The following is a 26,299-nucleotide window of genomic DNA, read 5'->3' on the forward strand; positions in this document are numbered from 1 at the left end:
GGCATTTGATCAACACGAGATTTCCATGTCTCTCTCTCTATCAACATCCAGGCTGAGTATTCCATCCAGCTTTGGCCATACACAGTCATTGCTCGCCCCTGACCGCTGAGCCAGCCAATAACCAAGAAGCAAGGTGATTATTCTGTCTTTGACGAATTTGCGGACAACTGTTTTTGGCGTAATTCACGTATTGAGTGGCGCGTGTAGCCAATGGCTTACAGCGGACGGGCCCACGCGGGCCGTTGTGCGACAGGGCGGTGTTCATGCTGCGCTAGCGGAAACGGGATGTATGCAGGATCGGATCACCTGCCGTGTCACTGAACTGCTGGCCCTGACCGGGCTGAGCCGTGCGCCGCTCTCACGGCTGGTCGCCCCAGGCGAACTGCCGCTGGCGAAGGCGCCGGAACGGCGGTAAGCGCATTCGAAGGCGTTGCCGATTGCGGGGCGCTTATTAGATTGGCTGGACGACCGGCAATGGTGGACAGCGGTAATGTTATCGTGGGCGAGGAAATGGCCGCTTCGTTACATCGGCTCCTAGGGAGCTGCCCGACCGTTCTGTACCAGACCAGCTCATTCAGAACCTAGCTGAACCGCTTATAAAAACTCCGAAAGTCGGACCGTGCAGCGCTAAGACTATAGCAAGAGGTAGTGCAAATCATTATGAGTAGGGTGCGCCGCCTGCCTTTTCAAGAAATCTGAGCGTCGCTTGCGGGATAGGGACCGGTTCGTCGAACTTGCCGCTTCGAGGGCGGCGACCTAGGCTCATCAGGTGTCGCCGCAAGGCGGCGTCTCCGGAGCCTTCGCATGTCCGACGCCTCGCTGATTCTGTCCCGGCGCGATCTCGATTTCATTCTGTATGAATGGCTGGAGGTCGAGCGGCTGACGCAGCGGGCGCGGTTTGCGGATCATGATCGGGTGTCGTTCGACGGGGTGCTGGACACCTGCGCCCAGCTTGCGGCGGATATGTTCGCGCCGCACAATCGCAAGGCCGATCAGAACGAGCCGACGTTCGATGGCGAGCGGGTGACGATGATCCCCGAGGTGGCCCAGGCCCTGGCGGCGTTCCGTGAGGCGGGCCTGTTTTCGGCGTCGCAGGATTATGAGCTGGGCGGGCTGCAACTGCCCAATGTGATCGAGCGCGCCGGTTTCGCCTGGTTCCAGGCGGCCAATGTGGGCACCGCCGCCTATCCGTTCCTGACCATCGGGGCGGCCAATCTGCTGAAGACGCACGGCACGGCCGCGCAGATCGACGCCTATGTGCGGCCGATGCTGGAGGGGCGGTTCTTCGGCACCATGTGTCTGTCGGAGCCCCAGGCGGGATCGTCGCTGGGCGACATCCGCACCCGCGCGGTTCCGCAAGCCGACGGCAGCTATCGGTTGTTCGGATCGAAGATGTGGATCTCGGGCGGGGATCACGACCTGTCGGAGACCATCGTCCATATGGTGCTGGCGCGGATGGAGGGGGCGCCGGCGGGGGTGAAGGGGATCTCGCTGTTCGTGGTTCCGAAACACCTGCTGGACGAGAGCGGCGCGCCGGGCGAGCGCAACGACGTCGTCCTGGCCGGGCTCAATCACAAGATGGGCTATCGCGGCACGACCAACACCCTGCTGAACTTCGGCGAGGGACGGTATGCGCCGCGCGGGCAGGGGGGTGCGGTCGGCTGGCTGGTCGGGGCGCCGCATCAGGGGCTGGCCGCCATGTTCCACATGATGAACGAGGCGCGGATCGGCGTCGGGGCGGGGGCGGCGGCCCTGGGCTATACCGGCTATCTGCACGCCCTGGACTATGCGCGCGGCCGGCCGCAGGGACGGCCCCTTTCGGCCAAGGATCCCGCCAGTCCGCCCGTGCCGATCATCCAGCACGCCGATGTGCGCCGGATGCTGCTGGCGCAGAAGGCCTATGCCGAGGGGGCGCTGGGGCTGAACCTGTATTGCGCCCTTTTGACCGACGACCAGACGACGGCGGAGGACCCGGCCGAGCGGGAGCGGGCCGGGCGGCTGCTGGACATGCTGACGCCAATCGCCAAGAGTTGGCCGTCGCAATGGTGCCTGGAAGGCAACAGCCTGGCGATCCAGGTGCTGGGCGGATACGGCTATACCCGCGACTATCCGGTCGAGCAGTTCTATCGCGACAATCGGCTGAACCCGATCCACGAGGGGACGCACGGAATTCAGGGGCTGGACCTGCTGGGTCGCAAGGCGATCATGAATGGCGGCGCGGGCCTGAAACTTCTGGGCGAGACGGTGATGGCCACGGTGGGGCGGGCGTCGGGCGATGCCGAGCTGGCGCCCTATGGCGAGGCCCTGGCGCGGACCATGGCCCGGATCGGCGAGGCGACGGCGACGGTGTGGCGTGATGGGGATCCGGAGCGGGCCCTGGCCAACGCCTCGACCTATCTGGAGGCCGTGGGCCATGCCGTGCTGGCGTGGATCTGGCTGGAGCAGGCGCTGGCGGCGGCGGGCAAGACCGGCGACTTCTACGACGGCAAGCGCCAGGCGGCGCGATACTTCTTCCGCTGGGAGCTGCCGAAGATCGGGCCGATGCTGGATCTGCTGGTCAGCCGGGACGACACGACGCTGGCGATGCAGGACGCCTGGTTCTGATCAGGCGGCGGCGGTCCCGGGCCAGAAGGTCCGGTCGACCAGGCCGCGCACACGGCTGAAGGCGGCCGAGGCGCCGGCCATGACCCGCGCGTCCTCATCCACCGTCAGGTCGAGGGCGTCGAGGGCGGCGGTGAAGCTGCGCCAATGGTTGGCGCGGCCCTCGGGCGAGGCGGCAAGGTGGCGGGCGCCGAACTCGGCCGACAGGCCCAGGCCTGCGGCGGCCTTCAGCAGAAAGGCGGCGCCCAGGTTCGATCCCTCGGCCACATAGAGCCAGCCCAGGGCTGTGGGCGCGTCCACCGGCTCGCCCGGTCCAAAGCGGGGCTGGTCATCTTCCGGCGCAGGGGCGGCGCCCAGATCGGCCAGATCCGCGCAGACTTGCTGGTAACGGCGGCGGTCGGCCAGATCTGGGATCTTGTTCGCCAGCGCGGGCGCGTCGTAGAGGGCGGCGATGTCGCGATGGAATAGCTGCTGGACCCGCAGGAAGTCCGCATAGGCGTCGCGGCTGGCGAAGGGTTCCGCCTTCATGATCGCCTGATCCAGCCCATCGTGAACGCCATGGGTGGCGGCCTTCAGACGTCTGGCGCGGCTCGTATCGACTTCGGTCATCAAACGCCTCGGGTTGCTGAGGCTGGAGCTAACCTACTTGCGAATAAATCGCAAGTAGGTCGGTGGTCCTCAGTCGCGAATGAAGTGGGGCACGAAGCGCGAAGTGTTGCGGGTGATCCGGCCCGTGTCCTCTCGCAGGCTGATGCCGGCCGGTTCTTCGCCGACAACCCAGGAACCGACGATGACATAGTTGTCGTCGAACAGGGGCGGATTGTGCAGGGCCTGACGGATGTAGCGGCCCTCGCCATAGCCGCCGTCCACGACCTCGGCCGCGCTTAGCCCCTGGTCGATCAGTTCGACATTGTCGCCTTCGCGCGAGAACAGGGGCTTTCTGACATAGGAGGTCCCCAGGGCCGTCTCCCTAGGATCACCCTCGAAATAGGATTCCAGCAGATTGGGGTGGCCGGGGTGGCGTTCCCACAGCAAGGGCAGGATGGCCTTGTTCGACAACAGGCTCTTCCACGCCGGCTCCAGCACCGTGACCTCGGCGGTCGGCAAAGGGGCGGCGTAGTCGTCGCGCAGCATCTGCTCCCACGGATAGAGCTTGAACATCGCCTGGATGATCCAGTTCTCATGATCGACGAACCGGCCGTCTTCGTTCAGGCCGATCTGGTCGATGGCGACGAACTGAGGGTCCAGCCCAGCCTGGCGTGCGAGGTCCTCGAGGAAACGCACCGTCTGGCGATCCTCGACGAAGTCGGCGTCGGAGCTGAAATGGAGGAAACCGCCGTCCGGGAAGATGGCGCGGAACCGATCGACCAGCTTTTCATGCAGGCTGTTGAACTGGTCGGCGTCGGCGGGCAGGACGCCGGCGGCGATCTGGTCCTCCAGCCACAGCCACTGGAACACCGCCGTCTCATAGATGCTGGTCGGGGTGTCGGCGTTGTATTCGTACAGTTTGGCCGGACCCGCGCCATCATAGGCGAAGTCGAACCGGCCATACAGCGACGGCTCCTGCCGTTTCCAGCTGTCGGCGACATAGTCCCGCATCGGCTCGGGGATATCGAGCTGCTCCATCAGCCGCTCGGACTGGACCGCTTCATTGACCAGGTCCAGGCAGAGGCCGTGCAGTTCGGCGGTCGGCACCTCGATCCCATCCTCGATCTGGGCCAGCGAGAAGGCGTAGGCGGCCGTCTCGTCCCAGTAGGGTTTGCCGTCGGTATGGCGCCAGGTGAAGCCGAGTTCCTCGGCCTTGGCGTCCCAGTCGGTGCGGGGTTCGAGGCGCAGACGTTCCATGGTCAGGCCGGGTCTTTGTCGGGCGTCGATTGGCCGATGCGCGGCGTGACTACGGTCACGTCCGGCTGGCTGAGGCGGGCCAGGACGTCGTCGGCCGACGAATGACCTGGCAGGATGCCGGCCTCGCGCAGCTTGGCGTCCAGGTCGGCGCCGGTGCGGCGGTCTTCCAGGGCTTGGTTCGCATTCAGCTTTTCTTCCTGGATGGCCTGGCGCTGTTTGATGCGTTGCAGGCTGTCGGCGGCCGAGCCGATGCGCGACTGGGCGCCGGCCGAGTTCAGGGCGACCGAGGTCTGGGCGCGCTGGACGGAGTCGTTGACCTTGACGATGTCGATCTCGCGACGAAGCGTTTCGATCTTCTGGTCGGTCGAGGCGATGGCGGTGCGCAGACGGGTCTCGGCCGTTTTCATGTCCTCGATCAGCGGGCCGCGGCTGGTGATCTCGACTTCCAGTTCGGCGATGCGGCCGGCGACCTCGCGGGCCAGGTCGGTCTTGCCCTGGCCCAGAGCCGAGCGGGCCGAGCTTTCGTATTTGGCGATCTGGTCGCGGAAGCTGGCCATTTCGTTTTCGGCCATGCGGCGGCGGGCTACCAGGCCGGCCAGGTCGTCGCGCGCCTTGCCTTGAGCATTGTCGGCGTCGCGGATTTCCTGGTCGAGGATCTTCAGCGCATTGGCGTCGACGACGCCCTGGGCGGCGTCATGGGCCGAACCGCGGAACAGGGCGGAGAGTTTTCTGAGCATGGACATGGTCGGGTCTCCGGATCAGGCGGCGTCGGCGCCGAAGGTTTCACGCAGTTCGGTGGCGTCGATCGCATTCTCGGCCAGGGTGCGCAGTTCTATGAGGATGGTCTGCAGGGTCGTCTTGCACGACAGTTCGCCCATCAGCTCATACACGTCTTCGCCGCCGACGTTGGTAATGGCGAAGTTGGACAGGGGCACCACGCGCTGGGCCTTCAGCAGGAACTCGTTGAAGGCGTGGCGGTCGGCCTGTTCGGCGACGGGCCACAGCAGGACCGAACAAACGATCTGGGCGCCGCCGACGCTCAGATAGACCGGCAGATCGCCGTATTCGTGCATGGTCGCCAGCAGCACAGGCTCGGCGCCCTCCAGCACGCGCAGGGTCATCTCGCCCTCGCGCAGCAGGGGGGATTCGTCCAGCGCCGCCTTGATGGCGGGCACGGTCCAGGGGGTTTCGATCACGGCGTCCATATGGTGGTCGTCTCCAGGGGTGATGGAATGAGAAGTGGGGCGGCGCGCGCGGCCGGCAAGGCGGGGTCCGCGGGTGGAATCGGTGATGATGGCGCGGACGGCGGCCTTGACGTCGTCGCGGGCGGATTCGGGCACCCAGAGCTCCAGCTTGACCAGTCCCGCCTCACGACGCGCCTGCCGCCACGCACGGATGCGATCATTGGCGGCGGACGAGGGCGGGATGGCGCTGGGCATGTTTCATGAAACGCGTAACATGAACGCTTGACTTCGCCTAGGGGTCTGCGATCAATTGGCTCGGACCGAGGGGATGGCATGTTGTTGCCGAGGATGAAACTGGCGCTGATCTTCGACCGGGCGTTTCACGCCATGGCCGATATGCACTGGCGGATGCTGACCGGGCTGATCCTGTTTCATGCGGTTTCGTCCTGGCTCCTGCTGGCCTTGGCGGGAGAAACCGAGCTTCATCCGCCTGCGACTTTCATCTACTGGTACGCGACGACCGCCTATACCGTAGGTTATGGGGATCTCAGCCCGCAAGGCGCAGCCGGACGGCTGGTCACCGCGATCTGGATATTCCCCGGCGCCATCGCCGCCTTCACGACCGTGGTGGCCAAGGTTCTGGGCGCAATCGGCGACATCTGGCGCGTGCGCCGCGCCGGAAAGGGAGACTATTCCAAGATGAGCGATACGATCATTCTGATCGGCTATCATCCGGCTCGGACGCCCAAGATGATCAGCGAACTGTGCGCTGAACTGAACACGACCCAGACCCTGGTCCTGGTGACGCGTCAGGTCATCGCCGATCTGGATTCGCGCATCCGTTATGTTCAGAGCGAGAGCCTGACCTCGGCCGAAGGACTCGCTCGCGCCGGAGCGGCCGGCGCCAGCCGCATCCTGGTGTACGCCGACAATGATTCCGACACCCTGACCGCGACCTTGGCCGCGTCAGCGGCGGCGCCTGCGACCGCGCATATCGTCTGCTTCTTCGAAGACGCCGACAGCGCGCGCCTATTGGCCCAGCACTGTCCGCACGTCGAAATCGTCCTGTCGTCGGGGCCGGAAATGCTGGCGCGCTCTGCTCGCGACCCCGGCTCCAGCCAGGTCATCAGCGCCCTGACCAGCCAGTTGGACGAGAGCGCCACCCTGTTCAGTCTGAAATGGCAGGGCGGGGCTCGGTCAATCGGCAAGCTGACCCAGGGGCTTCTCGATCACAAAGCGACCCTTCTGGCGCTGCAGCCGCAGGGCGCCGATGCGCCGCGTTTCAACCCGCCGGCCGAAACGGACGTAGAGGCGGGCGACCGCTTGTTCTATGTGTCTTCAGCCCGGCTGGATCAGGCCAGCTTGGCGGGAAGCCGGTAAAAGATGTTCAAGAAACTCTTCGGATCATCGAGCAAGGTCGAGCCCGCCTCCAAGCTGGCGACCGTGCGCAACATCACCGTGGGCCGCACCGTGTCGCTGGATCCGCTGGCCTGGCGTCGATTGGGCGATGAGACCCATTTCGTTCTGGATCGGGACGTGCTGGACATTTCGGCCCAGGGTCTGGTCAGTCTGGACAGCGGCCAGTTCGTCCACCGCTTCTACACCGACGACCACGTCATGCTTCAGGCCATGAGCGACGATGAGGCGGGCGCCGAAAGCTATGATTTCAGCCTGTTCATCCCCTGGACCTCGGCCTATCCGCCGGGCGAGCGGGAGCGCCGGATCTGGCGCGACCGTCTGTCGGCGCCGGTGTTCCATGGCGCGGCGGAGGAGTTGCCGGACTATCCGCGCTTTTGGTTCGCCGAGAGCGACGCCGTTCAGCCGCCGGTCACTCTATGGGAAACCATCTGGGACGACCGGACGGCGACCACCCCCTACGCCAAGATCTTCCAGACCTGCATGTTGTACGCACGCGATCTGGCGGACGGACGCGAACTGATGATCGCCCTGGAGCAACAGCCCGAGGGTGGCGAGACGACGCACGAAATCATGATCGGCATTCCACTGGAAATGGCCGAGTTCCGCGCCTGACCGCGCGATCCGAAAGGGAAGACCGAATGTTCGACTGGTTCATTTTTCAGCAGGGCGCGATCGCCTTCCTGATCGCCTTCGCCGTCGCCGGCGGCTTCACCCTGGCCTTCAAGCTGGTTTACCAGTGGGTCACGCCCTATCACGAGCATACGCTGATCCGTGAAGGCAACACCGCCGCCGCCATCGCCCTGGGCGGGGCCCTGATCGGCTATGTCCTGCCCCTGGCCTCGGCCCTGTCGCACACCGTCAGCCTGGTGGAGTTCGCGGCCTGGGCCCTGCTGGCCGGCGTGATCCAGATCGTGGTCTTCGTCGCCATCAGCCGCATGGCCTTCCGCAATCTGGTGGCCCGGATCGAGGCGGGCGAAATCGCTGCGGCCGTCTATCTGGCCTCCATCTCCATCTGCGTCGGGCTGCTGAACGCCGCCTGCATGACGTCGTGACCGCCATGACCGATCCCAAGGACCTGCCCAAGACGGAAACCATGCGCCGGCTGAAGCGCTCGCGCATCCTGCATGTCAGCAGTCTGATGGCGACCGCCAGCTTCTCGCTGGCCGCCTGTAGCTCGCCGCAGGTGCGCGCGCCCGAGCCCGAGCCGGAACCCGCCCTGGCCTACGCCAGTCTGGACGAGTGCCGCGCCGCCAACGACATCCCCGACGACCAGTGCGACGCCGCCCTGGCCAAGGCTCAGGAAGAAGCCGCCAAGACCGCCCCACGCTATGCGACGCGCGAAGAATGCGAAGGCCAGTGGGGGCCGTCGCAATGTCAGCCCAACAATCAGGGCGGCAATGGATCCTTCTTCACGCCTCTGCTGGCGGGGTTCGTGGTCGGCCAGTTGTTGAACGGCGGCGGTTATCGCGGCGGCGGCCCGCTGTATCGCGACCGTGAGAACCGCTACTCGAACGGCTACGGCGGCGGCTACACCTATCGCGACTACCGAACCGGTCGCACCGTCACCAACGCCCGCGAACATGGCGATGTGGCGCGCCAGGCGCCGGCCCGGGTGCAGAGCCGCACGGCCGTCGTCTCGCGCGGCGGCTTCGGCGGGGGCGGTCGCAGCTACGGCGGCTAGCCGCCCCGCAGGCGGAAACAAATCAGGCTGAACAAGCGGCCCGTCAGACGTCCTCCTGGGCGTCCGGCGGGCCGTTTTTGCTGTCCGGGAGCGGCGAACGCGACAGCGCCGTGAAGTTTGAATGAAAAGCCCTGTCACACATTGAGGGGCTTTGAGGCCCGGTCGTTGAAGCGCCTAGAACTCACTGGGGGCTACCTGAAATGAAGAACCGAATCCTTGGCACCACGGCATTCGCCATGGTCGCCGTGTCGCCGTTCGCGGCCTTGGCGCAGTCTGCCGATCAAGCCGTCGTCACCGCGCCAAATGCGGCTGAAGCGACCGAGATCGACGAAATCGTCGTCACCGGCTCGTATCGTCGCAGCCTGGAACAGGCGGTCGAGATCAAGCGCGACAATATCGGCTTCTCGGACTCCATCGTCGCCACCGACGTCGCCAACTTCCCCGAGCAGAACCTGGCCGAGGCGCTGCAGCGCATCCCCGGCGTGACGATCGAACGCAACAAGGGCCTGGGCCAGCGCGTGTCCGTGCGCGGCCTGCCCAGCGAGTTCACCTTCGTCAGTATCAACGGCCTGGCGACCGCCTCGGGCAGCGGCGGCCGTGACGTCGAGTTCGACATCTTCGCCTCGGAAATCATCCAGCAGGTGACGGTCCAGAAGTCGCCGCGCGCAGCGGATGAAGAAGGCGGCATCGCCGGTTCGGTCAACATCTCGACGGCGCGTCCGTTCGACTACGCCGGTCGCCGGGTCGTCGGTTCGGTCGAGGGCGCCTACAACTCCATCTCCGAAGAAGTCGATCCCAAGATCGCCTTCCTGGCCAGCGACACCTGGGGCGATTTCGGCGCGCTGGTGTCCTTCTCGACGGCCCGCCGCACCAACCGCACCGACTCGGAATCGGGCATCAATTTCCGCCCGATGTCGCGCTTCCTGGCGACCTCGACGGGCTCCCGCGGTACCCAGGCCGCCGCCGTCTTGCTGCGCGACGCCGGCATCTCGGTGCCGAACCGCGCCGACACCAATGTCACCAACCGCATCATCTTCCAGGACAAGGTCGGCGACCGCGCCTATCTGAACACCCAGGACCAGTGGGGCGGCACGGTCGCGCTGCAGTATCGTCCGTCCTCGAACTTCAGCCTGGCCTTCGACGCCATGATCGGCGGCTACGAGACCACCGAGGACGAGTATGACGCGGCGGCCTATTCCGCCTCCAGCCGCTCGACCCTGGAGACCATCCACGAGTACGACGCCACCACCCTGGCCGACTACGGCATGGTCGTGCTGCGCGACGTCTCCTACACCGCCACTCAGCACGAGATGCTCAGCAAGGAGCGGATCAACAACACCGACTACCAGCAGTTCGGAACCGAGCTGAACTGGAGCGGCGACAGCTGGAAGCTGCACGCCATCGCGGGTTATTCGGGCGCCGAGAAGACGCTGGACTATTCCAACCTGAAGCACACGGCCTATGCGCCCTCGCGGACGCGCTGGACGGCCGAAGGCGGCGAGACGATCAAGAGCGCCAATCCGGCGTCGATCGACATGTACAACTCGCCGTCGAGCTATCTGTTCGAAGGCTATGAGACCACCTACGAAGAGATCAACGACGACAAGTACGCCGCCCAGGTCGACTTCACCAAATACCTTGATTTCAGCTTCTTCCCGGCGCTGAAGAGCGTCCAGGTCGGCGGGCGTTATACGGACAAGTCCAAAGAGCGCCAGTATGGCTCGCTGACCATCCAGGGCTCCGGCGCAGGCCTGGTCGATTATCTGGGACGCCCGATGTCGCAGAGCGAACTGACGACGATCGGTGATCTGGTCCCCGGCGGGTCCTACAGCATCCGCGACCTGACCTGGAGCCAGGTGTCGAACGACTACGCTCGCCGCACCTTCCGCTACGACGGCTTCTACACCCCGTTCAACGTCGGCGATTATTACGAAGTGACGGAAGAGGTTCTGGCCGCTTACGCTATGGCCGACCTCGAGTTCGACCTGGGGCCGGTGCCGGTCTCGGTCAATGGCGGCGCGCGCTATGTCGATACCTCGATCACCTCGTCGGGCTATCACCAGATCCAGAACCCGAACGGCACCACGGGCTATACGCCCGAGCCGGTGTCCAGCGACGGCAGCTATGACAAGGTCCTGCCCAGCCTGAACATCACGGCCGACCTGACGGACAGCCTGATCTTCCGCGCCGCGGCGTCGGAGACCCTGATCCGCCCGGCCCTGACCGACCTGGCCTACAAGCGCACGGCCAGCTGGAACTCGTTCCGCTTCACCGACGGCAACCCCAATCTGAAGCCGACCTACGCCAAGCAATGGGAAGTGGGCCTGGAACAGTATCTGGGCGACGGCGGCCTGCTGGCGGTCTCCTACTTCTGGAAGGAGATCGAGAGCGTCGTGCGTCAGGCCCTGACCGGCACGGTGCCGAACGTGACCAAGTACAACGCCAACGGCTCGATCGACGGCGTCTACACCTTCGACGTCTATCAGCCGATCAACGAGCCGGGCTCCTATGAGGTCAGCGGCGTCGAACTGGTCGCCGTGGTGCCCTTCGGCCAGTTCTACGCTCCGCTGGAAGGCTTCGGGATCAACGCCAACTACACGGTGCTGGACAGCTCGCTGACGGGCTCCTCCACCCTGGGCATCCCCACGCCGCCCGTCGGTCTGGCCGACAACACCTACAACGTCACCCTGTTCTACGAGAACACCAAGTTCCAGGCGCGCGCGTCCTATAACTTCAAGGACAAGTATGTCGAATCGATCGGCTACGAAATGTATCCGATCTGGCGCGAGGGATATGGCCAGCTCGATCTGTCGGCCAGCTACAATGTGACCGAGAACCTCCAGATCAATCTGGAAGGCATCAATGTCACCGACGAGGCGACCAAGGGCTATACGATGGATCCGTCCTTCCCGACCATGTACGAAAAGTCGGGACGTCGCATCAACTTCGGCCTGCGGATGGAGTTCTGATCCATTTCCCGAACGCCAAAACATGGTGAGGGCTGCGGACGGTCGATGTCGTCCGCAGACTTCCAGCCGGCCGCTCATGCGGCCGGCTGAGGCGCTGGTTCGCTTTGGCCGAGTGACCATGGCTACAGTTCAGACCATCACTTCTGATCCCCCAGAGGCTGGCCTGGCGCGACGTCCCCTCCGCAAGAGGGGGCGTCTTTGCGCGTTGGGCGGGCGGGGAGGCGACGACCATGTCGGTTGAGCGTCTTGTCGTCGAATTGCGCCGTGACCTGATCGGCTATCTGCAACGCAAGGGGCAGTCGATCGATGACGCCGAGGACGTGGTGCAGGAGGCCTTTGTTCGGTTTCATCGCGCCGGCCACGATCTGTCGGGCGCGGACGCCCGGCCTCTGTTGTTCGTGATCGCCCGCAACCTGCAGACAGACCGCTGGAAATCGGCCGGCCGCAAGGGCGTGCGCGGAACCGACGACATCCACGCCCTGGACGCCGGGCCGCGCGCCGTGGCCAGCGACGCCCCCGCCGCAGACCAGCATTTGATCGGGCGCGAAAACCTGGCCGCCGCCGCCCGGATCATTCGCGCCCTGCCGCCGCGAACGCGCGACGCCTTCCTGCTCAACCGGTTCGAAGGGCAGACCTATAGCCAGATCGCCAAGCGGCTGGGGGTCTCGGTCAGCATGGTCGAGAAACACATCGCCGAAGCCCTCCGTCAGCTGAAGATTTCCAGGGAGGGTTGAGGTGTCGTACCCCTATGTCGTTGTGATTATTGAAGGCGTCGGCGTCCTATCCCCCTGCCGCGTCCCGGAGCGTTTTGTTCGCGCATGATTCAGCGCCTGACATCCCTGTTTGATCGTCGGCCGCGAACCGCCGAAGAGTGGCTGGCGCGCATGCGTCGGCCGACTGTCCACGCGCGCGATCAGGCGGCCTTCCTCGACTGGTTGGAGCAAGACGACAACCTGCAAGCCTACGAAAACGCGAAGGCGCGTCTGGCCGGCCTCGCGCCTCTGGCCGGGGCCTTCGAAGGCGATCTGGCTCGACTGCGCGCGCGCAAGCCTGCGACCGTCGGCAGACGTATTCTGATCGGCGGCCTGGCGACGTCGGCCGTCGCCGCCATCGTCGCCCTGATGATCCTGCCGGGTCAGGGGCGCCAGATCGCCGATGAGCGCGTGGTGCTTTACGCCAGCGCGCCCGGTGAAATCACGGATCTTGCTTTGGAGGACGGCTCTCGCGTCACCCTGGACGCCGATACGCAGATCCAGGTGCGGTTCGAGCAGGACGCCCGGCGTGTCGTCCTGTTGCGAGGCGCAGCCTATTTCGATGTGGCGCACAATCCAGCACGCCCGTTCCAGGTCGCTGTCGCGGACCGGAATGTGATCGTCACCGGTACGCGGTTCGTCACGACCTTGCGCCAGAACCGGGCGGAGGTCTCCTTGCTGGAAGGGCGTGTCGCCATCGGCCGCCATGACGTGGGCAAGAGGCGCGCGCTTGATCGCGCGGTGATGCTGGCGCCGGGCCAGAAGGCCGTCTTCGCCCCCGGTCTGGACCGCGTCCAGCTGAGCCGCCCGGACGTCGAATCCGCCACGGCCTGGCGTGAACGCCGACTGATCTTCCATGACGCCCCGCTGTCGGACGTGATCGCCGAGGCTGCGCGGTATGCCGACAAGCCGATGGTCATTGTCGATCCCGCCCTGGCGAAGATGAAGGTGACGGTGGTGCTGCCCTTGACCGGACAGGTCGGGCTGATCGACCGCATGGACGATCTGTTGCCGATTTCCATCGAACGGACCTCGGACGGCCGCGCCCTGATACGTGGCGATTAGTTTACGTGACACTGGGTCACGTGCGGGCGGGTCCATCGCAGAGCTGTCACGCGGTCGCGCTAAGGATCGACGCTGATCTTCGTCCCATTGTCTTAAGGCCTGCTCCGCTTGAAGCCGTTCGCACCATCGACGCCGCTCGGTGCGCGACGTGTCGTTGTCGCGGGGGCGGTGGTGTCTGTGCTGGTCGGCGGCGGATGGGCCGGGACCGCCCATGCGCAGGACGGGACACGGACCTTCGACATTCCGGCCCAGGACGCCCGGCGCGCCCTGGTGGACCTGTGTGTGGCGGCGGGGTGTGAACTGGCCTTTGTCGCCCCACCAGGCGAGACGCGGCGCAGCCGTGCCGTTCGGGGGCGAATGACCTGGCGTGCGGCGGTCGGTCGGATGCTGGACGGCGCCGGCCTTCAGTACCGCTTCATCGGCGACCGTGGTGTTCGGGTCTGGGCGGCGGCTTCCGCGCCGGACCGCGCGCAGCCCATAGCGCCGACCGAGCTGGAAGAGGTGACGGTGATCGGCCGGCTGTCGGAACAGATCGAAGAGTCCCTGCGCCGCAAGCGCAACGCCGACGTCATCTCCGACAGCGCCTCTTCGACCCGGATCGGCGAACTGCCGGCCGCCAATCTGGCCGAGGCCCTTCAGCGCGTCCCCGGCGTCGCCATCGAGCGCGAGGTTGGGGAGGGGCAGTTCGTCAGCGTCCGAGGCCTGGGGCCCCTGTTCCAGTCAGTGACCCTGAACGGCGCGCCGGTTGCCTTCAACGAGAACATCCGCAACTCGACCCAAAGCGGCCGCCAGTTCCGCTTTCGCGCCCTGTCGGCGGACCTGCTGGCCGGCGCGCAACTGACCAAGTCCGCGACGCCGGATCTGATCGAAGGCGGCATCGGCTCCAACATCAATATCGAGACGGTCGGCGGGCTGGACGGCGATCCGTTCCTGAGCCTGCGGGTCGGCGGAGCGGGCGAGGCGCGGCTGCAGGATCCCCGTCTCGACCTGTCCGTCGCCGGGCGGGTCGTGTCGGATGACGGCGACTGGGGGTTGGTCGGCGGTCTGTCGCAGGAGGGGCGTTCGGTTCTCTACGACCGGTTTCAGATTCAGCGCTATCTGCCGGTGACCATCGACGGCGAACAGGTCGTGGCGCCCAGCGATGTTCGCACGACCGTCGAACAGGAGGACCGTCTGCGCCGAAGCCTGTTCCTGGGGGGAGAATGGCGGGCGACGCCGTCCGTCCATCTGCGGTTCGACAGCCTGGTTTCGACTTTCGACAACGCCATCCGCGAAGACCGGATCGTCTATGGGCTCGGCAAGTTGCTGGAAGCGGCCGACGCCCAAGCGACGATCACGGACGGGGTGGTTTCGGCCGGCGCAGTCCAGTCGGGCACGATCGACAACAACACCGAGTTTTCCGACCAGGCGCATCTGAATGTCGTGGTCTCGGGAACGGCCAGGGTCATGGTGGGGGCATGGAGGTTTCAGCCGCGCGTCAGCCTGTCGCGCGCGCGATCCAAACTGGATACGCCGCTCGAACGCCTGTCCTTCAGCGCGCGTGTTTCGCCGTCCTACAGCTTTGACGTGGGCGACGCCGCTTCCGTGCGAAAGGCGGCCCTGCTGCAGACCGACTTCGATCTCGGCGACCCCTCCGCGTTGAAATGGCAAAAGCTGGGCGTGCGCGCCATTGAATCCGTTGATGACGACGCGACGGCCCTGATCGACATCGGCCGGACCGCAGATGTCCGGATCGGCGGACTGAGCCTGTTCGACTTCCGTTTCGGCGGCCAGGTCAGCGACCGGTCCCGCGACTATCAGCGCCGGGACCGCGAAGCCGCCCTGCGGCCGGGGGCAGTGTTGACCCCGGATTTCTTCAGGTCGCGAGTTCAGGACGACGTCTTCGACGCCTTGATCGGCCGGCATCCGGGCGACTGGGTCGTCGCCGACTTCGCCTCCTTACAGACCGCCTTCATCCTTCCGGGCGAAAGCGACAGCATCGTGGTCTCGCCGGGCGACCTGAAGCCCACCGGGGCCGACCTGCAGAACTCCTACCGGGTGGGGGAGCGGGTCGGGGCTGTCTATGGACGGATCGATTTTGAAGGGGATGCGGGGGCGGCGTCCTTCTTCGGCAATCTGGGCCTTCGCCTGGTGGCGACCCGGACGGCTGTGGACGGTGCGCTGCTGACGACGGACGACAAGGGCGTGGCGGCGATACGGGACGTGTCCCACATCGGGTCGGACATCCGTCTGCTTCCCAGCCTGAACATCGCCTTCGACCTTGATCAGGGGCGCCGGCTGCGGCTGGCGGCGTCGCGCACCATGACCCGGCCGTCCCTGGCCGATCTGCGCCTGGCGACGGCGCCCTCCAGCTCCCTGGTCTCGTCCATCTACGAGCGCGGACAGGCCGAAATCGACGATCCTTCGCCGGGGTCGCTGTTCGTCGGGGTTGGCGGCAACCCGGACCTCAGCCCCTATATGTCGACCAATCTCGACGTCTCCTATGAGTGGACCTTCCCGCGAGGCGCGCTCAGCGTCGCGGCCTTCCACAAGACGATCGACGACTTCATCGGGCTGGTGGCCGCGCCGGAGATGCTGGTGTTCGAAACCCAGGCCGGTCCCCTGGTGCGCGCCGAGGTGCTGATGTCGCGGCCGGCCAATCTGGGCCGGGCGATCAGCCAGGGGCTGGAGATCGGCCTGCACCGTCGGCTTCCGTCCGGCTTCGGTCTCTGGGCCAGCGGGACCTGGACGGACGGCCATGGGCCGGGCGGGCGCAGCCTGGCGGGGGTGTCGCGCCTGGCCTATTCGATCAACCCCTTCTTCGAGCGCGGCCCGATCACGGTCGGCCTCTCCTGGTCCTGGCGGTCCGCCTTCCGATCCGAGGCGGACATGCAGGGGGGAGGGGTGTCGGACTTCACTGTGGCCGACGCCGGCTATCTGGACGCCCAGGCCTCGTTCGATATCGGATCGGGCGGGGAACTGGTGATCGCGGCCTCGAACCTGACCGACACGACCGACCTGGCCTATGAGCACGACACGCGACGCCTGCTGCAACTCGGCCGCGTCGGTCCCAGCGTAACCGCCAGCCTGCGCTGGTCGCTGTAGCCTCCACACCGCGGGTCCACGCCCTTCCTATTCCCAACCCAAGGAGTTCCCCATGTTCACCCTGATGGCCGCCCTGTTGGCCGGATCTGCGCTCGGCGCCGTCCAGCCGACCTGTGATCTGAGCGCGTCGGACGTTCGGGCGGCGGGCGGCGACGCCTGCGCTGTGGCCTGGATGGACCGCCGCCTGGGCATGAACGACCTGACAGCCGTGGGCACCCACAACAGCTACAAGCTGCCGATCCCGGACGCCGAGCTCCAGGCCATGATCGCCGTCAATCCCGCCGCGGTCGCGCTCGACTATTCGCACCGGCCCCTGGCTGAACAGCTGGACGCGGGCGCGCGCCAGATCGAGATCGACGTGCTGAACGACCCGCAGGGCGGGCGCTACGCCCATCCCCTGTCCGCTCTGGGCCGGCCGGGGCAGGGGGCGCCGGTCAGCGCGGCCTTCGCCGAGACCATGGCCCGGCCCGGCTTCAAGACCCTGCATATGCCGGACGTCGATTTCCGCAGCACCTGCCTGACCTTCGTGGCCTGTCTGACAGAAATCCGCGACTGGTCGCGCGCCCATCCGGACCACGCCCCGATCCTGATCATGCTGAACGCCAAGACGGGCGGCGCCTCCATGCCGGGCGGGACGACCCCGCTGGACTTCGACGCGGCCGCCTGGGACGCCCTGGACGCCGAGGTGCGGTCGGTGTTCGACGCGGATCGACTGATCACCCCCGACCAGGTCCAGGGACGCCACGCCACCTTGCGCGAAGGGGTTCTGGCCGGCGGCTGGCCGAAACTGGGCGCGGCGCGGGGCAAGGTCTTCTTCGCCCTGGACGAAGGGCCTGAAAAGGTCGCCGCCTATCGCGGGGCGCGGCGGTCGTTGGAAGGGCGGGTCTTCTTCGTCAATACCGACGAGGCGTCGCCCGCCGCCGCCTATCTGACGTTGAACGATCCCGTGGCCGAGCAGGCGCGGATCCAGGCCGCCGTCCGCGCCGGATTCATCGTCCGCACCCGCGCCGATGCGGACACGGCCGAGGCCCGTACCGGCGACGTCACGCGCCGCAGCGCCGCCTTCGCCAGTGGGGCGCAATATGTGTCGACCGACTATCTGTGGACCGATCCGCGTTTTCCCGGCTATGAGGTCCGCCTGACCGGGGCGGACGCTGCCGCCTGCAACCGGGTGCGGACCGAGACGCGTTGCGACGGTCTGGCCATCGAACCGACCGCCGCCGCCGTCCCGCGCGGCTATCTGGCCCAGGCGGACCGGCCCGATCTGACCACCGTCCTGGCGCCCCCGCCCGAGCCGGGTTCGCCGCGCGACATCGCCAATCGGGGCGTCTTCCTGCAGACCCGCAGCCTGGAGGGCACGCCGCGCTGGGTGCTGGCCACACACGACGTCACCGGCGACGTCTATGATCATTTCGCCGAGGCTCTGGGCGTGCGCCTGACGCCCGAGACGGCGCCGGTTTTGACCGCGCTGCTGGACCGGGCGGGCAATGACCGTTCGGTGGTCGGCGACGCCAAGACGCACTGGGCCACCAAACGTCCCTATATCGGCACGGACCAGCCGATCTGCGAAGCCAAGAGCGACCATCTGGCCGGCAACCCCGACTATCCGTCCGGTCACTCGGCCCACGGGTCCCATGTGGCGATGATCCTGGCCGAACTGGCGCCCCAGCGCGCCGACGCTCTCTATGCGCGCGGCCGCGAGTTCGCCGAGAGCCGCTACATCTGCGGTTCCCATAGCTACAGCGCCGCCGAGGCCGGCATCCTGTCGGGCATGGTTCTGTATGGCGCCGAACAACGCTCCGACGTCTTCCGCCGCGACATGGAAGCCGCCCGCGCCGAGGTCCAGGCGGCGCTGGCCCGCGCCGGTCTGGCGCAATAGGAGGGCGGGGCTCCGCTGGTACGCCGGCGGAGCCCAGCGCCGTTATGATCACGTGACGCCTTCGAGGCGGCGTACCGCCCGGCGTGCGGCATGGGTGGATCTAGGTGGGGCTTTTTATCCGGCCCGAGCTTTTGAGGGCGCAAGGATGATGGCGGAGAGGGTGGGATTCGAACCCACGGTACCCTTCCAGGCACGCCGCATTTCGAGTGCGGTACATTCGACCACTCTGCCACCTCTCCGCGGTGCATAGTCGCTTGGTCGAGCGAGCGGCTTCTCTAATGGCAGGCGCGCCGCATCGCAAGCGGTCTGTGAAAGAAATCGGACGCTATCTTTGCGCGGGCAGGGACAGGCCCGGCGCGGCGCCGGTCTGGGGATCGACGCCCTTGAATCGAAACAGTTCGGCCGGGCGTCCGCCGGTGGCAGAGGACAGGCGTCCGGTCGGTTCGACCAGGCCCGTGCGTTCGACGCCGCGCCGGAAATTCTGCTTGTGCAGCACCAGGCCCGAGACGGCCTCAGCGGCGGCCTGGAGCTCTGACAGGGTGAAGAGACCGGGCGTCAGGTCGAACAGGACCGGGCGGTATTTCAGCTTGCTGCGCAGCCGACCGAGACCGGTCGCCAGGATGCGGCGGTGGTCCGATCCCATGGGCGCGCCGGGCAGAAGGGCGGCGGCGTCGGGCGGTGTCTGGCGCGCGTCGCGCCAGGCCTCGGCGACCAGTCTCGCCTCGTACAGAAGCTCATAGCGTTCCAGCACCCGTTCCTCGTTCCAACGGTGGTCGGGCGTCAGGGCGAACAGGGCGCGGGCGCGGGCCGTGCGGCGGTCGTCGGCGCCGGCCCAACGGGTCAGTCCCTCGATCAGGGTCGCGTGCAGGGCGGGGCTGTCGGTCCGACGATCCTCCCAGGGGAAGAAGTCGAATACGGCGTCCCAATGCGCGTCATGGGTCTGGCCCTGGGCCGCGTCCGGCGTCAGGGCCAGATAGCCGACCGAGACCTCGCGCCTCTGGTCGGGGGTGGGGGTGGCGCGGGGGGTGGCGCGGCCCGCGTCGCCGAAGGTGTAGAGCTGTTCGACAAAGCCCAGGCGGAAGCCCGTCTGATCGGTCACGAAGTCGCGCAGGGCCCGTTCGAAGGTCCGGTCGCGCGCGGGATCGAACGGGCCGAAGGGCAGGGCGCGGGCGCCGTCCTCGCTCTGGGTCGTCAGAACCACGGCCCGACGGTCCTTCAGCGCCATGACGACGACCGACAGGCCGATGCGCACGCCCTGATCCGCCGGTCCCGCCATGCCTATTCCGTGTGCCAGGCGTCGTCGGCGGGCAGGAGGCCGACCGCCTTGGCCAGGACCTGATAGCGTTCCAGATAGCGGGCCTGGGCGATGGAGGCGGGCTGGGGCTCGATGATCAGGCTGTATCCCGGCGGGGGCGAGCCGAAGAAGCCCAGGGATTCCTTTTCGTTGAACCCGGCCAACTGCGTCGCCTCGAAATAGGCGCTGGCCTTGTCGGCCTTCTTGATCAGGGGCTTGATGGTCTGCGGCGTCTTGGGCGGCAGGCCGTAGCGGACGTGGATGGCGGCCTCCAGCCGCGCCTCGAAATCCTTGTAGCCTTCGCCCAGCGCCGCCTTGAACGGCGAGATCATGTCGCCGATCACATATTCCGAGGCGTCGTGAAGCAGGGCGGCGAGACGCCATTTGGGATCCAGGCCCGGCTTGATGTGGGCGGCGATCTCTTCGACCACGACACTGTGCTGGGCGACCGAAAAGGCGTGTTCGCCGATCGTCTGGCCGTTCCAGCGCGCGACGCGGGCCAGGCCGTGGGCGATGTCCTCGATCTCGATGTCGAAGGGCGAGGGGTCGAGCAGGTCCAGGCGTCGGCCCGACAGCATGCGCTGCCAGGCGCGGACTTCGGTCTTCTTCTTGGGGCGCTCGGCCAAATCGTCGATCCTGATGGCGTGTGGGCTGGTCAGGTGACGCAAAGCGGCGCGGGGATCAAGGCGGCAGGGTCGAATCGCATCGGCCGGCGCCGCAAATCGGCGTGGAAAACCGTCAGTTCCCGACGTTCAACGCGACCAGGTCCTTGGCGGACTCGAACACCCGGTCGGTCGTGGCCTTGGACCGCACAGTGGCGATGACCAGGGGGCCGCCGACCGGACCGCGCGCCACGAACCCCACCTGACGCCAGGCGCCGGCCTCGACATTGTCGTCGGCGAGCAGGAAGGTCATGCGGGTGGCGTCGCCGGGCGCCTGGGTGCGGACCTGGGTGGTTTCGCCGTCGGACTGAATGCTGACGTTGCTGGTTTCGGTGCGAACGCCCTGGCCGTCCTTGGACTGGATGTTGATGCCGGCGATGCGGACGGAGGCGTTGTCGCCCTGGGTCTCGATATGGATGCCGGGCAAGCTGACGGTGGCGTCTTCGCCCCTGGTCCTGATGTTGACGCCGGGCGCCTCGACCGACGTCTTCTCTTCGCCCGCTTCACGCTCGCGGGCGTCGATCCGCACCGCCGCCTGGGGCATTTCGGCGGACAGGCGGCGTTCGTAGTCCAGCAGCACCTGATCGGCCGAACGCCCGTCCAGCTTCACCAGATAGAGAACGACCTCTGACCCGCGCGGCCCGCCATAGGTGCAGGATCCGCCGCCGGGGCTGGCCGATCCCTTGCGGGTCAGGACGTTCAAGGCGTCCGGGCATTGCAGGCCGTCCACCACCTTCAGCACGCCCAACGGCGTATCGTCCTGCGAGGCGGTCGTGGTGGTGGTGATGCGGACCGCGTTTTCGCCGTCGCAGGCCGCCAGGCCGGCGCTGAGGCTTGCGGCCATAAGGCCGGCGGTCAGAAGACGATACGGGGCGGTAACGCTCATGTTCGCTATTGTGGGCGCTGGGGGGCGTCGATCCAGTGAAATCGCGGTAATGCCGATCAACCGCCCGGGCGGCCGCCGTCGCGCCGACCCAGGAAGGCCAGCCGTTCGAACAGGTGAATGTCCTGTTCGTTCTTCAGCAGGGCGCCGTGCAGTGGTGGGATTAGTTTGTTCGGCGTCTTTTCCCTCAGGGTCTCCGCGTCGATATCCTCGACCAGCAGCAGCTTCAGCCAGTCCAGCAGTTCCGAGGTCGAGGGCTTCTTCTTCAGGCCCGGCGTGTCGCGGATCTCGTAGAAGGTCTTCAGCGCCTCAGCGACCAGGCGCGGTTTGATGCCGGGGAAGTGGACATCGACGATGGCCGACAGGGTGTCGGCGTCCGGGAAGCGGATGTAGTGGAAGAAACAGCGACGCAAGAAGGCGTCCGGCAGCTCCTTCTCATTGTTCGAGGTGATGATGACGATGGGGCGGATCTCGGCCCGGATCGTCTCGTCGATCTCCTGGACATAGAATTCCATCCGATCGAGCTCCTGCAGGAGATCATTGGGGAATTCGATATCGGCCTTGTCGATTTCGTCGATCAGCAGGACGGGGCGAGCGGGGGCGGTGAAGGCCTCCCACAGTTTGCCTTTTTTTAGATAGTTGCGGACGTCGTGAACGCGTGCGTCGCCCAATTGGCTGTCGCGCAGGCGGCTGACCGCGTCATATTCATACAGGCCGTTGTGCGCCTTGGTGGTCGATTTGACGTGCCAGGTGATCAGGGGCGCGTCGAAGGCCTTGGCGATCTCATAGGCCAGAACCGTCTTGCCCGTGCCGGGTTCGCCCTTGATCAGCAGAGGCCGTTCCAGCGCCACGGCGGCGTTGACCGCGACCTTGAGGTCGGCGGTGGCGATGTAGCGATCGGTGCCTTCGAACCGGCTCATGAAAAACCCGCTCCGTGAATGTCACGAAGCGGGTTAGCGGATCGGCTCGGATATGAACAGCGATCAGGTGATGTGTTTGGCCGACACCGGGTCGCTGGCGGGGAAGGTCTCTTCAATACCTTCATCCACCAAGGCCTCTTCGCGGCTTTCGGCGTCCTGAACCTTGTCCTTCAGTTGGTCGGTCTTGCCCTCTTCGGCGACGATTCGTTTCGCATAGGGGGTGTCGGTGGAGGAGTCGGCCTTGGCGTGGGGATCGTTCATGTCATCTCCTTGGGGATCGGCGCGTCATGGCGCCGGGTCGGGGTTTTGTTCGGGCGCGTAGCCCAGTTGTTCGATGTCGTCGTCGTCGAGGCGTTTGGATTCCCAATGGGCGGCGCTGGCCTGGGCCCCGCGCTCGTTCTCCATCAGGCCGGAATAGACCAGCTCGACCTCGTCATCCGCGCGCAGGTCATTGCTGTCGGCGTCTGACTGGCTCAGGGTTTCGCCATCCAGGCCCAGCAGAGCGTCAGCCTCGCGCTCGATCCCGTCGAGCGCGAGTTGATCGTCGATATCGAGGTCGTCCTCGTCGAAATCATCCTCGTCGGCGTCGCCGTCCGCCTGGGTGACGTCAAGCACTTGATCCGCCTCATCCAGCAGGATGTCGCCTTCACCCTCGTCGTCGATATGGGTCTCGTCGAAGACTTCCGACTGCTCCTGGTCGTCCTGGTAATCATTGTCCGGCATGTCCGCCTCCTCTGAGAATGGGAAACGTCAGGCGGGGTTAGGTGTTCCAGCGTGCCGGAGGAACAAGAGATGGTTAACCCTCTGGCGTTAAGGTTCGACTCATCAGGTGCGGTCCAAGATTGATCGGTTCCGCCCGATTGGGGAGTTCGGTCGTCCATGGCGTTGAAGCTGTCGTTGAAACCCGGCGAGCGATTCGTGTTGAACGGCGCGGTGGTCCAGAACGGCGACCGTCGCGGGGTTCTGATCCTTCAGAACCGCGCCAGCGTGCTGCGTGAGAAGGACATCATGCAGGCGGAGGAGGTCACCACCCCCGCTCGACGGATCTATTTCCCGATCATGATGATGTATCTGGAAGAGGCTTCTGCGGCGAAATTCTACGACGAATTGGCGCTTCGGATCACCGAGTTCATGGGCGCGACCAAGAACCCCGCCATTCTCGCCGAATGCGTCTCGGCCTCGCGTCACGTTCTGGCGCGCGAATACTACAAGGCCCTGATGGCGGCCCGTAAGATTGTCGAATACGAAGAAAAGGTTCTGAATGTCGCTTCAAGCTTACAAAGCGGCGACGTCGCGGGCTGAAACGCCGCGCGACATGGAGTACCGGCTCTTCGGCCAGGTCACTCGCGCGCTGGTGCATGCCTCGACGGTCGATGAACGGGACCTGGCCACGCGTATTGATGCGCTGGATTGGAACCGGCGTCTGTGGTCGACTCTGGCCTCAGACTGCGGCGATCCCGCCAATGTGCTGCCGACGCCGCTGCGTGCGCAGATCATTTCCCTGAGCCTGTTCGTCAATCGCCACTCCTCCGCTGTCATGCGGGGCGAAGAGACGTTCCAGGACCTGATCGACATCAACCGCATGATGATGCAGGGGCTGGCGCCGGGCGCGCAGCAGGCGGCCTGAGCGCGACTGACTTCACGAAATCGCGAAGTCTATTGCTGCAAGCTGTTGAACCAACCTACCTTTCGAATCCCTGTTGAACAGTCGAAAGGAGGTGATCCAGTGTCTCATTGTCATCAATCGCGTGCGGTGGCCGCGACCCTGGTCCTCGGAGAGGTCCGGGCCTGACCTTTTGGTTGGCGCTTACACCCTCCAGGGTGTTTGAGCGCTATTCAGGCTGAGTTGCGGTCCGGCCGTTCGCGGTCAGACAATGAAGGGCCGTCGCGGCGACGCGGCGGCCCTTTTGTATGGTTTCAATGGAAGATCTGGGCGAGCCAGCCGGCGGCGTGGTGAGCCACTTCGAAAACCGTGCGCCAGATCAGGAACAGATACAGGGCGCAGCCCCCGGTCGCGAGCGCGCCCAGCAGGATGGCGATCCCGTCCCTCTGCATCATGCCCAGGGCGAAGAAGACCAGGGCGATGCCGGGCAGGGCGTCGCCGAACGGGATCGGCAGAGCCATGATCAGCGCCAGGATCACGCAGACCAGACCGGTGACCGTATCGGCCACCTCGCCGGTCAGGAACGGAATACGTGGTCGGGTCAGGTTCTCGACGTAGCGGACAGTCTTCATGATCCGCGACACGCCGGCGCGATAGGCCGCGCGACTGATCGATGTGCGAAGCGCCCAGCGTGGGAGCCAGATCGAATCGCGCTGAAAGGCCAGTTCCAACGACATCAGTATGATGGGCACCGCGAACACCGCCTTGCCGCCCGGCGGCCAAGGCAGCAGGGCTAGCATGGAGAGGATCAGGATCATGGCCCCGAAGCCGCGCTCGCCGAAAGCGGCGACCAGCTCCTCGAGCTTCAACTTGGGATCGTCGCCTTCGCCAAGCTCCTCGATCACGTCCGAGAAGAGCCGCAGGTCGTCGTTCGAAGGCGGTTGGGCGGGCATCAGCGCGGCTCGGGGAAGGGGTTCGCGCCATGTAGGCGCACAGAGGTTTCACCGCCACTTACCGAACGGCAACAAAGCCGAATAATCGCACCGGAGGCGATTATTTCTTCGCCGCGTGCTCGGGTTTGCCCTTCCGCTTGGTGTGGGCGAAGTCCTCAAGCTGTTTCTCGGTCATGGACTCGACCATCGACTTGGACGCGCCCTTTAGTTCGGACTTGGGCGTATCGCCGCGCTTGGCCGACAGGGCGGCGCCGGCGGCCTTCTGCTGGGCTGCGGATTTGGCAGGCATGGGATGTCTCCTTCCGCCCGGAAGAAGCCGTCAGCCGCCCAGCAGTTCCCGACCGATCAGGAAGCGCCGGATCTCGTTGGTGCCGGCGCCGATGTCGTAGAGCTTGGCGTCGCGGACCAGGCGTTCGACCGGCCATTCCCTGGTGTAGCCTGCGCCGCCCAGGGCCTGGACGGCCTCAAGCGTGACCTTCACCGCGTTTTCGGACGCCAGCAGGATGGCGCCTGCGGCGTCGTAGCGGGTCGTCAGACCGGCGTCGCAGGCACGGGCGACCGAATAAACATAGGCGCGCGCGCTGTTCAGGGCGACGTACATGTCCGCCACCTTGCCCTGCATCAGTTGGAATGAGCCGATCGGCCGGCCGAACTGCTGGCGGTCGCGAATATAGGGTAGGACGACGTCCAGCGCGGCCTGCATGATGCCCAAGGGGCCGGCCGCCAGGACCGCGCGCTCGTAATCCAGACCGCTCATCAGAACGCCGGCGCCGCCCCCCACCGGTCCCATGATGTTCTCTTCCGGCACTTCGCAGTCCTCGAACACCAGTTCGGCGGTGTCCGAGCCACGCATGCCCATCTTGTCCAACTTCTTGGAGACGCTGAATCCCTTCATGCCTTTTTCGATCAGGAAGGCGGTGCAGCCCTTTGATCCGGCGTCGGGGTCAGTCTTGGCGTAGACGACCAGGGTGTCGGCATGGGGGGCGTTGGTGATCCAGAACTTGGTCCCGTTCAGGACGTAACGATCCCCCTTTTTGTCCGCGCGCGTCCGCATCGACATCACGTCAGACCCGGACCCGGCCTCGGACATGGCCAGGGCGCCGACATGTTCGCCGCTGATCAGCCGGGGCAGATAGGCCTGCTTCTGCTCGGGCGTGCCCCAGCGCCGGATCTGGTTGACGCACAGGTTGGAGTGGGCGCCGTAGCTAAGGCCGATGGAGGCCGAGGCGCGTGACACCTCTTCCATCGCCACGACATGTTCCAGATAGCCCAGGCCGAGACCGCCGTAGTCTTCCTCGACGGTGATTCCATGCAGGCCCAACGCGCCCATTTCGGGCCAGAGGTCGCGACGAAACTCGTTCTTGTCGTCTATTTCGGCGGCCAGAGGCGCGAGCCGGTCGGCGGCCCAGCGGGCGGTCGTATCGCGAATCGCGTCGGCGTTTTCGCCGAGGCTGAATTCCATGGATTGCGGCGCGAAGGGAATGCTCATGCTCAAAGGGGTAGCA

Annotated in this window: 26 protein-coding genes and 1 tRNA gene; 13 read left to right on the top strand and 14 right to left on the bottom strand. The window is 65.8% G+C overall.

Translation table 11 applies throughout. From position 1 onward, the window contains the following. The first annotated feature begins 289 nt into the window (after positions 1–289). Both Q7J26_RS03240 and Q7J26_RS03245 read left to right on the top strand, forming a co-directional pair. Positions 290–415 carry a hypothetical protein gene (locus Q7J26_RS03240; protein WP_304935077.1) on the top strand — a complete coding sequence of 42 codons (126 nt, stop codon included), beginning with the start codon at positions 290–292 and terminating at the stop codon, positions 413–415. Positions 416–804: 389 nt separating this feature from the next. Further along, positions 805–2,604, top strand: a complete 1,800-nt coding sequence (locus Q7J26_RS03245; RefSeq protein ID WP_304935078.1) for an acyl-CoA dehydrogenase — start codon at positions 805–807, stop codon at positions 2,602–2,604. Here the strand turns inward: Q7J26_RS03245 and Q7J26_RS03250 are convergent, their stop codons facing one another. From Q7J26_RS03250 to Q7J26_RS03265, 4 genes are all read right to left on the bottom strand, one after another. Further along, positions 2,605–3,210 carry a biliverdin-producing heme oxygenase gene (locus Q7J26_RS03250; protein ID WP_304935079.1) on the bottom strand — a complete coding sequence of 202 codons (606 nt, stop codon included), beginning with the start codon at positions 3,208–3,210 and terminating at the stop codon, positions 2,605–2,607. Between the two features lie 69 nt (positions 3,211–3,279). Continuing rightward, positions 3,280–4,446 carry a glutathionylspermidine synthase family protein gene (locus Q7J26_RS03255; protein WP_304935080.1) on the bottom strand — a complete coding sequence of 389 codons (1,167 nt, stop codon included), beginning with the start codon at positions 4,444–4,446 and terminating at the stop codon, positions 3,280–3,282. 2 nt (positions 4,447–4,448) lie between these two features. Continuing rightward, positions 4,449–5,189, bottom strand: a complete 741-nt coding sequence (locus Q7J26_RS03260; protein ID WP_304935081.1) for a PspA/IM30 family protein — start codon at positions 5,187–5,189, stop codon at positions 4,449–4,451. 15 nt (positions 5,190–5,204) lie between these two features. Beyond that, positions 5,205–5,885, bottom strand: a complete 681-nt coding sequence (locus Q7J26_RS03265; RefSeq protein ID WP_304935082.1) for a YjfI family protein — start codon at positions 5,883–5,885, stop codon at positions 5,205–5,207. Between the two features lie 78 nt (positions 5,886–5,963). Between Q7J26_RS03265 and Q7J26_RS03270 the strand changes: the two genes are divergently transcribed. From Q7J26_RS03270 to Q7J26_RS03310, 9 genes are all read left to right on the top strand, one after another. Further along, positions 5,964–7,010: a potassium channel family protein gene (locus Q7J26_RS03270; protein WP_304935083.1), complete on the top strand. Its 1,047-nt coding sequence runs from the start codon at positions 5,964–5,966 to the stop codon at positions 7,008–7,010. Between the two features lie 3 nt (positions 7,011–7,013). Beyond that, positions 7,014–7,661 (top strand): YjfK family protein, encoded by a 648-nt coding sequence (locus Q7J26_RS03275; protein ID WP_304935084.1) that lies wholly within the window; start codon positions 7,014–7,016, stop codon positions 7,659–7,661. Between the two features lie 26 nt (positions 7,662–7,687). After that, a complete protein-coding gene (locus Q7J26_RS03280) occupies positions 7,688–8,101 on the top strand; it encodes a DUF350 domain-containing protein (protein WP_304935085.1) in 414 nt (137 codons plus the stop codon). Positions 8,102–8,106: 5 nt separating this feature from the next. Beyond that, positions 8,107–8,730, top strand: a complete 624-nt coding sequence (locus tag Q7J26_RS03285) for a DUF1190 domain-containing protein (RefSeq protein WP_304935086.1) — start codon at positions 8,107–8,109, stop codon at positions 8,728–8,730. Between the two features lie 200 nt (positions 8,731–8,930). Next, entirely contained in the window at positions 8,931–11,699 is a 2,769-nt protein-coding gene (locus tag Q7J26_RS03290; RefSeq protein WP_304935087.1) for a TonB-dependent receptor, read from the top strand. A 230-nt stretch (positions 11,700–11,929) separates the two neighbouring features. Beyond that, a complete protein-coding gene (locus Q7J26_RS03295) occupies positions 11,930–12,433 on the top strand; it encodes an RNA polymerase sigma factor (RefSeq protein ID WP_304935088.1) in 504 nt (167 codons plus the stop codon). An 84-nt stretch (positions 12,434–12,517) separates the two neighbouring features. Beyond that, positions 12,518–13,516 carry a FecR domain-containing protein gene (locus Q7J26_RS03300; protein WP_370651904.1) on the top strand — a complete coding sequence of 333 codons (999 nt, stop codon included), beginning with the start codon at positions 12,518–12,520 and terminating at the stop codon, positions 13,514–13,516. A gap of 108 nt (positions 13,517–13,624) precedes the next feature. Further along, on the top strand, positions 13,625–16,600 hold the full coding sequence (locus Q7J26_RS03305; RefSeq protein ID WP_304935090.1) for a TonB-dependent receptor: 2,976 nt from the start codon (positions 13,625–13,627) through the stop codon (positions 16,598–16,600). A gap of 52 nt (positions 16,601–16,652) precedes the next feature. Next, a complete protein-coding gene (locus Q7J26_RS03310) occupies positions 16,653–18,479 on the top strand; it encodes a Ca2+-dependent phosphoinositide-specific phospholipase C (RefSeq protein WP_304935091.1) in 1,827 nt (608 codons plus the stop codon). Positions 18,480–18,628: 149 nt separating this feature from the next. On the opposite strand, the gene Q7J26_RS03315 is transcribed toward Q7J26_RS03310, so the two are convergent. From Q7J26_RS03315 to Q7J26_RS03345, 7 genes are all read right to left on the bottom strand, one after another. Beyond that, positions 18,629–18,718 (bottom strand) — tRNA-Ser (locus Q7J26_RS03315). A gap of 86 nt (positions 18,719–18,804) precedes the next feature. Then, positions 18,805–19,755 carry an NAD regulator gene (locus tag Q7J26_RS03320; RefSeq protein WP_304935092.1) on the bottom strand — a complete coding sequence of 317 codons (951 nt, stop codon included), beginning with the start codon at positions 19,753–19,755 and terminating at the stop codon, positions 18,805–18,807. A gap of 2 nt (positions 19,756–19,757) precedes the next feature. After that, positions 19,758–20,351: an HD family hydrolase gene (locus Q7J26_RS03325; protein WP_304935173.1), complete on the bottom strand. Its 594-nt coding sequence runs from the start codon at positions 20,349–20,351 to the stop codon at positions 19,758–19,760. Positions 20,352–20,511: 160 nt separating this feature from the next. After that, on the bottom strand, positions 20,512–21,321 hold the full coding sequence (locus Q7J26_RS03330; RefSeq protein WP_304935093.1) for a methyltransferase type 11: 810 nt from the start codon (positions 21,319–21,321) through the stop codon (positions 20,512–20,514). 56 nt (positions 21,322–21,377) lie between these two features. Beyond that, positions 21,378–22,238, bottom strand: a complete 861-nt coding sequence (locus Q7J26_RS03335; RefSeq protein WP_304935094.1) for a MoxR family ATPase — start codon at positions 22,236–22,238, stop codon at positions 21,378–21,380. A 63-nt stretch (positions 22,239–22,301) separates the two neighbouring features. Continuing rightward, positions 22,302–22,499, bottom strand: coding sequence for a hypothetical protein (locus tag Q7J26_RS03340; RefSeq protein ID WP_304935095.1), 198 nt, complete (start codon positions 22,497–22,499; stop codon positions 22,302–22,304). A gap of 24 nt (positions 22,500–22,523) precedes the next feature. Further along, a complete protein-coding gene (locus tag Q7J26_RS03345) occupies positions 22,524–22,961 on the bottom strand; it encodes a hypothetical protein (protein ID WP_304935096.1) in 438 nt (145 codons plus the stop codon). Between the two features lie 156 nt (positions 22,962–23,117). Between Q7J26_RS03345 and flbT the strand changes: the two genes are divergently transcribed. Both flbT and flaF read left to right on the top strand, forming a co-directional pair. Beyond that, positions 23,118–23,540: a flagellar biosynthesis repressor FlbT gene (gene flbT, locus Q7J26_RS03350; protein WP_304935097.1), complete on the top strand. Its 423-nt coding sequence runs from the start codon at positions 23,118–23,120 to the stop codon at positions 23,538–23,540. Continuing rightward, positions 23,500–23,865, top strand: a complete 366-nt coding sequence (gene flaF / locus Q7J26_RS03355) for a flagellar biosynthesis regulator FlaF (protein ID WP_304935098.1) — start codon at positions 23,500–23,502, stop codon at positions 23,863–23,865. Before flbT ends, flaF begins: the two co-directional genes overlap by 41 nt. Positions 23,866–24,155: 290 nt before the next feature. Here flaF and Q7J26_RS03360 read toward each other — a convergent pair whose 3' ends face one another. The 3 genes from Q7J26_RS03360 to Q7J26_RS03370 all read right to left on the bottom strand — a co-directional run bounded on the left by Q7J26_RS03360 (position 24,156) and on the right by Q7J26_RS03370 (position 26,283). After that, positions 24,156–24,794 (bottom strand): exopolysaccharide biosynthesis protein, encoded by a 639-nt coding sequence (locus tag Q7J26_RS03360; RefSeq protein WP_304935099.1) that lies wholly within the window; start codon positions 24,792–24,794, stop codon positions 24,156–24,158. A gap of 100 nt (positions 24,795–24,894) precedes the next feature. Then, positions 24,895–25,083 carry a DUF3008 family protein gene (locus tag Q7J26_RS03365; RefSeq protein WP_035305524.1) on the bottom strand — a complete coding sequence of 63 codons (189 nt, stop codon included), beginning with the start codon at positions 25,081–25,083 and terminating at the stop codon, positions 24,895–24,897. 30 nt (positions 25,084–25,113) lie between these two features. After that, positions 25,114–26,283, bottom strand: a complete 1,170-nt coding sequence (locus Q7J26_RS03370; RefSeq protein WP_304935100.1) for an isovaleryl-CoA dehydrogenase — start codon at positions 26,281–26,283, stop codon at positions 25,114–25,116. Positions 26,284–26,299 lie beyond the last annotated feature (16 nt).

It is taken from the genome of Brevundimonas sp., from assembly GCF_030656255.1.
Lineage (GTDB): Bacteria > Pseudomonadota > Alphaproteobacteria > Caulobacterales > Caulobacteraceae > Brevundimonas.

Bases quoted from the DNA above. Each gene is read 5' to 3' on its own strand.
- Q7J26_RS03285 (WP_304935086.1), top strand. From the start codon at position 8,107: ATGACCGATCCCAAGGACCTGCCCAAGACGGAAACCATGCGCCGGCTG.
- Q7J26_RS03245 (WP_304935078.1), top strand. From the start codon at position 805: ATGTCCGACGCCTCGCTGATTCTGTCCCGGCGCGATCTCGATTTCATT.
- Q7J26_RS03340 (WP_304935095.1), bottom strand. From the start codon at position 22,499: ATGAACGATCCCCACGCCAAGGCCGACTCCTCCACCGACACCCCCTAT.
- flaF (WP_304935098.1), top strand. From the start codon at position 23,500: ATGTCGCTTCAAGCTTACAAAGCGGCGACGTCGCGGGCTGAAACGCCG.
- Q7J26_RS03255 (WP_304935080.1), bottom strand. From the start codon at position 4,446: ATGGAACGTCTGCGCCTCGAACCCCGCACCGACTGGGACGCCAAGGCC.
- Q7J26_RS03335 (WP_304935094.1), bottom strand. From the start codon at position 22,238: ATGAGCCGGTTCGAAGGCACCGATCGCTACATCGCCACCGCCGACCTC.
- Q7J26_RS03250 (WP_304935079.1), bottom strand. From the start codon at position 3,210: ATGACCGAAGTCGATACGAGCCGCGCCAGACGTCTGAAGGCCGCCACC.
- Q7J26_RS03325 (WP_304935173.1), bottom strand. From the start codon at position 20,351: ATGCTGTCGGGCCGACGCCTGGACCTGCTCGACCCCTCGCCCTTCGAC.
- flbT (WP_304935097.1), top strand. From the start codon at position 23,118: ATGGCGTTGAAGCTGTCGTTGAAACCCGGCGAGCGATTCGTGTTGAAC.
- Q7J26_RS03295 (WP_304935088.1), top strand. From the start codon at position 11,930: ATGTCGGTTGAGCGTCTTGTCGTCGAATTGCGCCGTGACCTGATCGGC.
- Q7J26_RS03240 (WP_304935077.1), top strand. From the start codon at position 290: ATGCAGGATCGGATCACCTGCCGTGTCACTGAACTGCTGGCCCTGACC.
- Q7J26_RS03345 (WP_304935096.1), bottom strand. From the start codon at position 22,961: ATGCCGGACAATGATTACCAGGACGACCAGGAGCAGTCGGAAGTCTTC.
- Q7J26_RS03265 (WP_304935082.1), bottom strand. From the start codon at position 5,885: ATGCCCAGCGCCATCCCGCCCTCGTCCGCCGCCAATGATCGCATCCGT.
- Q7J26_RS03270 (WP_304935083.1), top strand. From the start codon at position 5,964: ATGTTGTTGCCGAGGATGAAACTGGCGCTGATCTTCGACCGGGCGTTT.
- Q7J26_RS03365 (WP_035305524.1), bottom strand. From the start codon at position 25,083: ATGCCTGCCAAATCCGCAGCCCAGCAGAAGGCCGCCGGCGCCGCCCTG.
- Q7J26_RS03260 (WP_304935081.1), bottom strand. From the start codon at position 5,189: ATGTCCATGCTCAGAAAACTCTCCGCCCTGTTCCGCGGTTCGGCCCAT.
- Q7J26_RS03275 (WP_304935084.1), top strand. From the start codon at position 7,014: ATGTTCAAGAAACTCTTCGGATCATCGAGCAAGGTCGAGCCCGCCTCC.
- Q7J26_RS03370 (WP_304935100.1), bottom strand. From the start codon at position 26,283: ATGAGCATTCCCTTCGCGCCGCAATCCATGGAATTCAGCCTCGGCGAA.
- Q7J26_RS03330 (WP_304935093.1), bottom strand. From the start codon at position 21,321: ATGAGCGTTACCGCCCCGTATCGTCTTCTGACCGCCGGCCTTATGGCC.
- Q7J26_RS03310 (WP_304935091.1), top strand. From the start codon at position 16,653: ATGTTCACCCTGATGGCCGCCCTGTTGGCCGGATCTGCGCTCGGCGCC.
- Q7J26_RS03300 (WP_370651904.1), top strand. From the start codon at position 12,518: ATGATTCAGCGCCTGACATCCCTGTTTGATCGTCGGCCGCGAACCGCC.
- Q7J26_RS03320 (WP_304935092.1), bottom strand. From the start codon at position 19,755: ATGGCGGGACCGGCGGATCAGGGCGTGCGCATCGGCCTGTCGGTCGTC.
- Q7J26_RS03360 (WP_304935099.1), bottom strand. From the start codon at position 24,794: ATGCCCGCCCAACCGCCTTCGAACGACGACCTGCGGCTCTTCTCGGAC.
- Q7J26_RS03290 (WP_304935087.1), top strand. From the start codon at position 8,931: ATGAAGAACCGAATCCTTGGCACCACGGCATTCGCCATGGTCGCCGTG.
- Q7J26_RS03280 (WP_304935085.1), top strand. From the start codon at position 7,688: ATGTTCGACTGGTTCATTTTTCAGCAGGGCGCGATCGCCTTCCTGATC.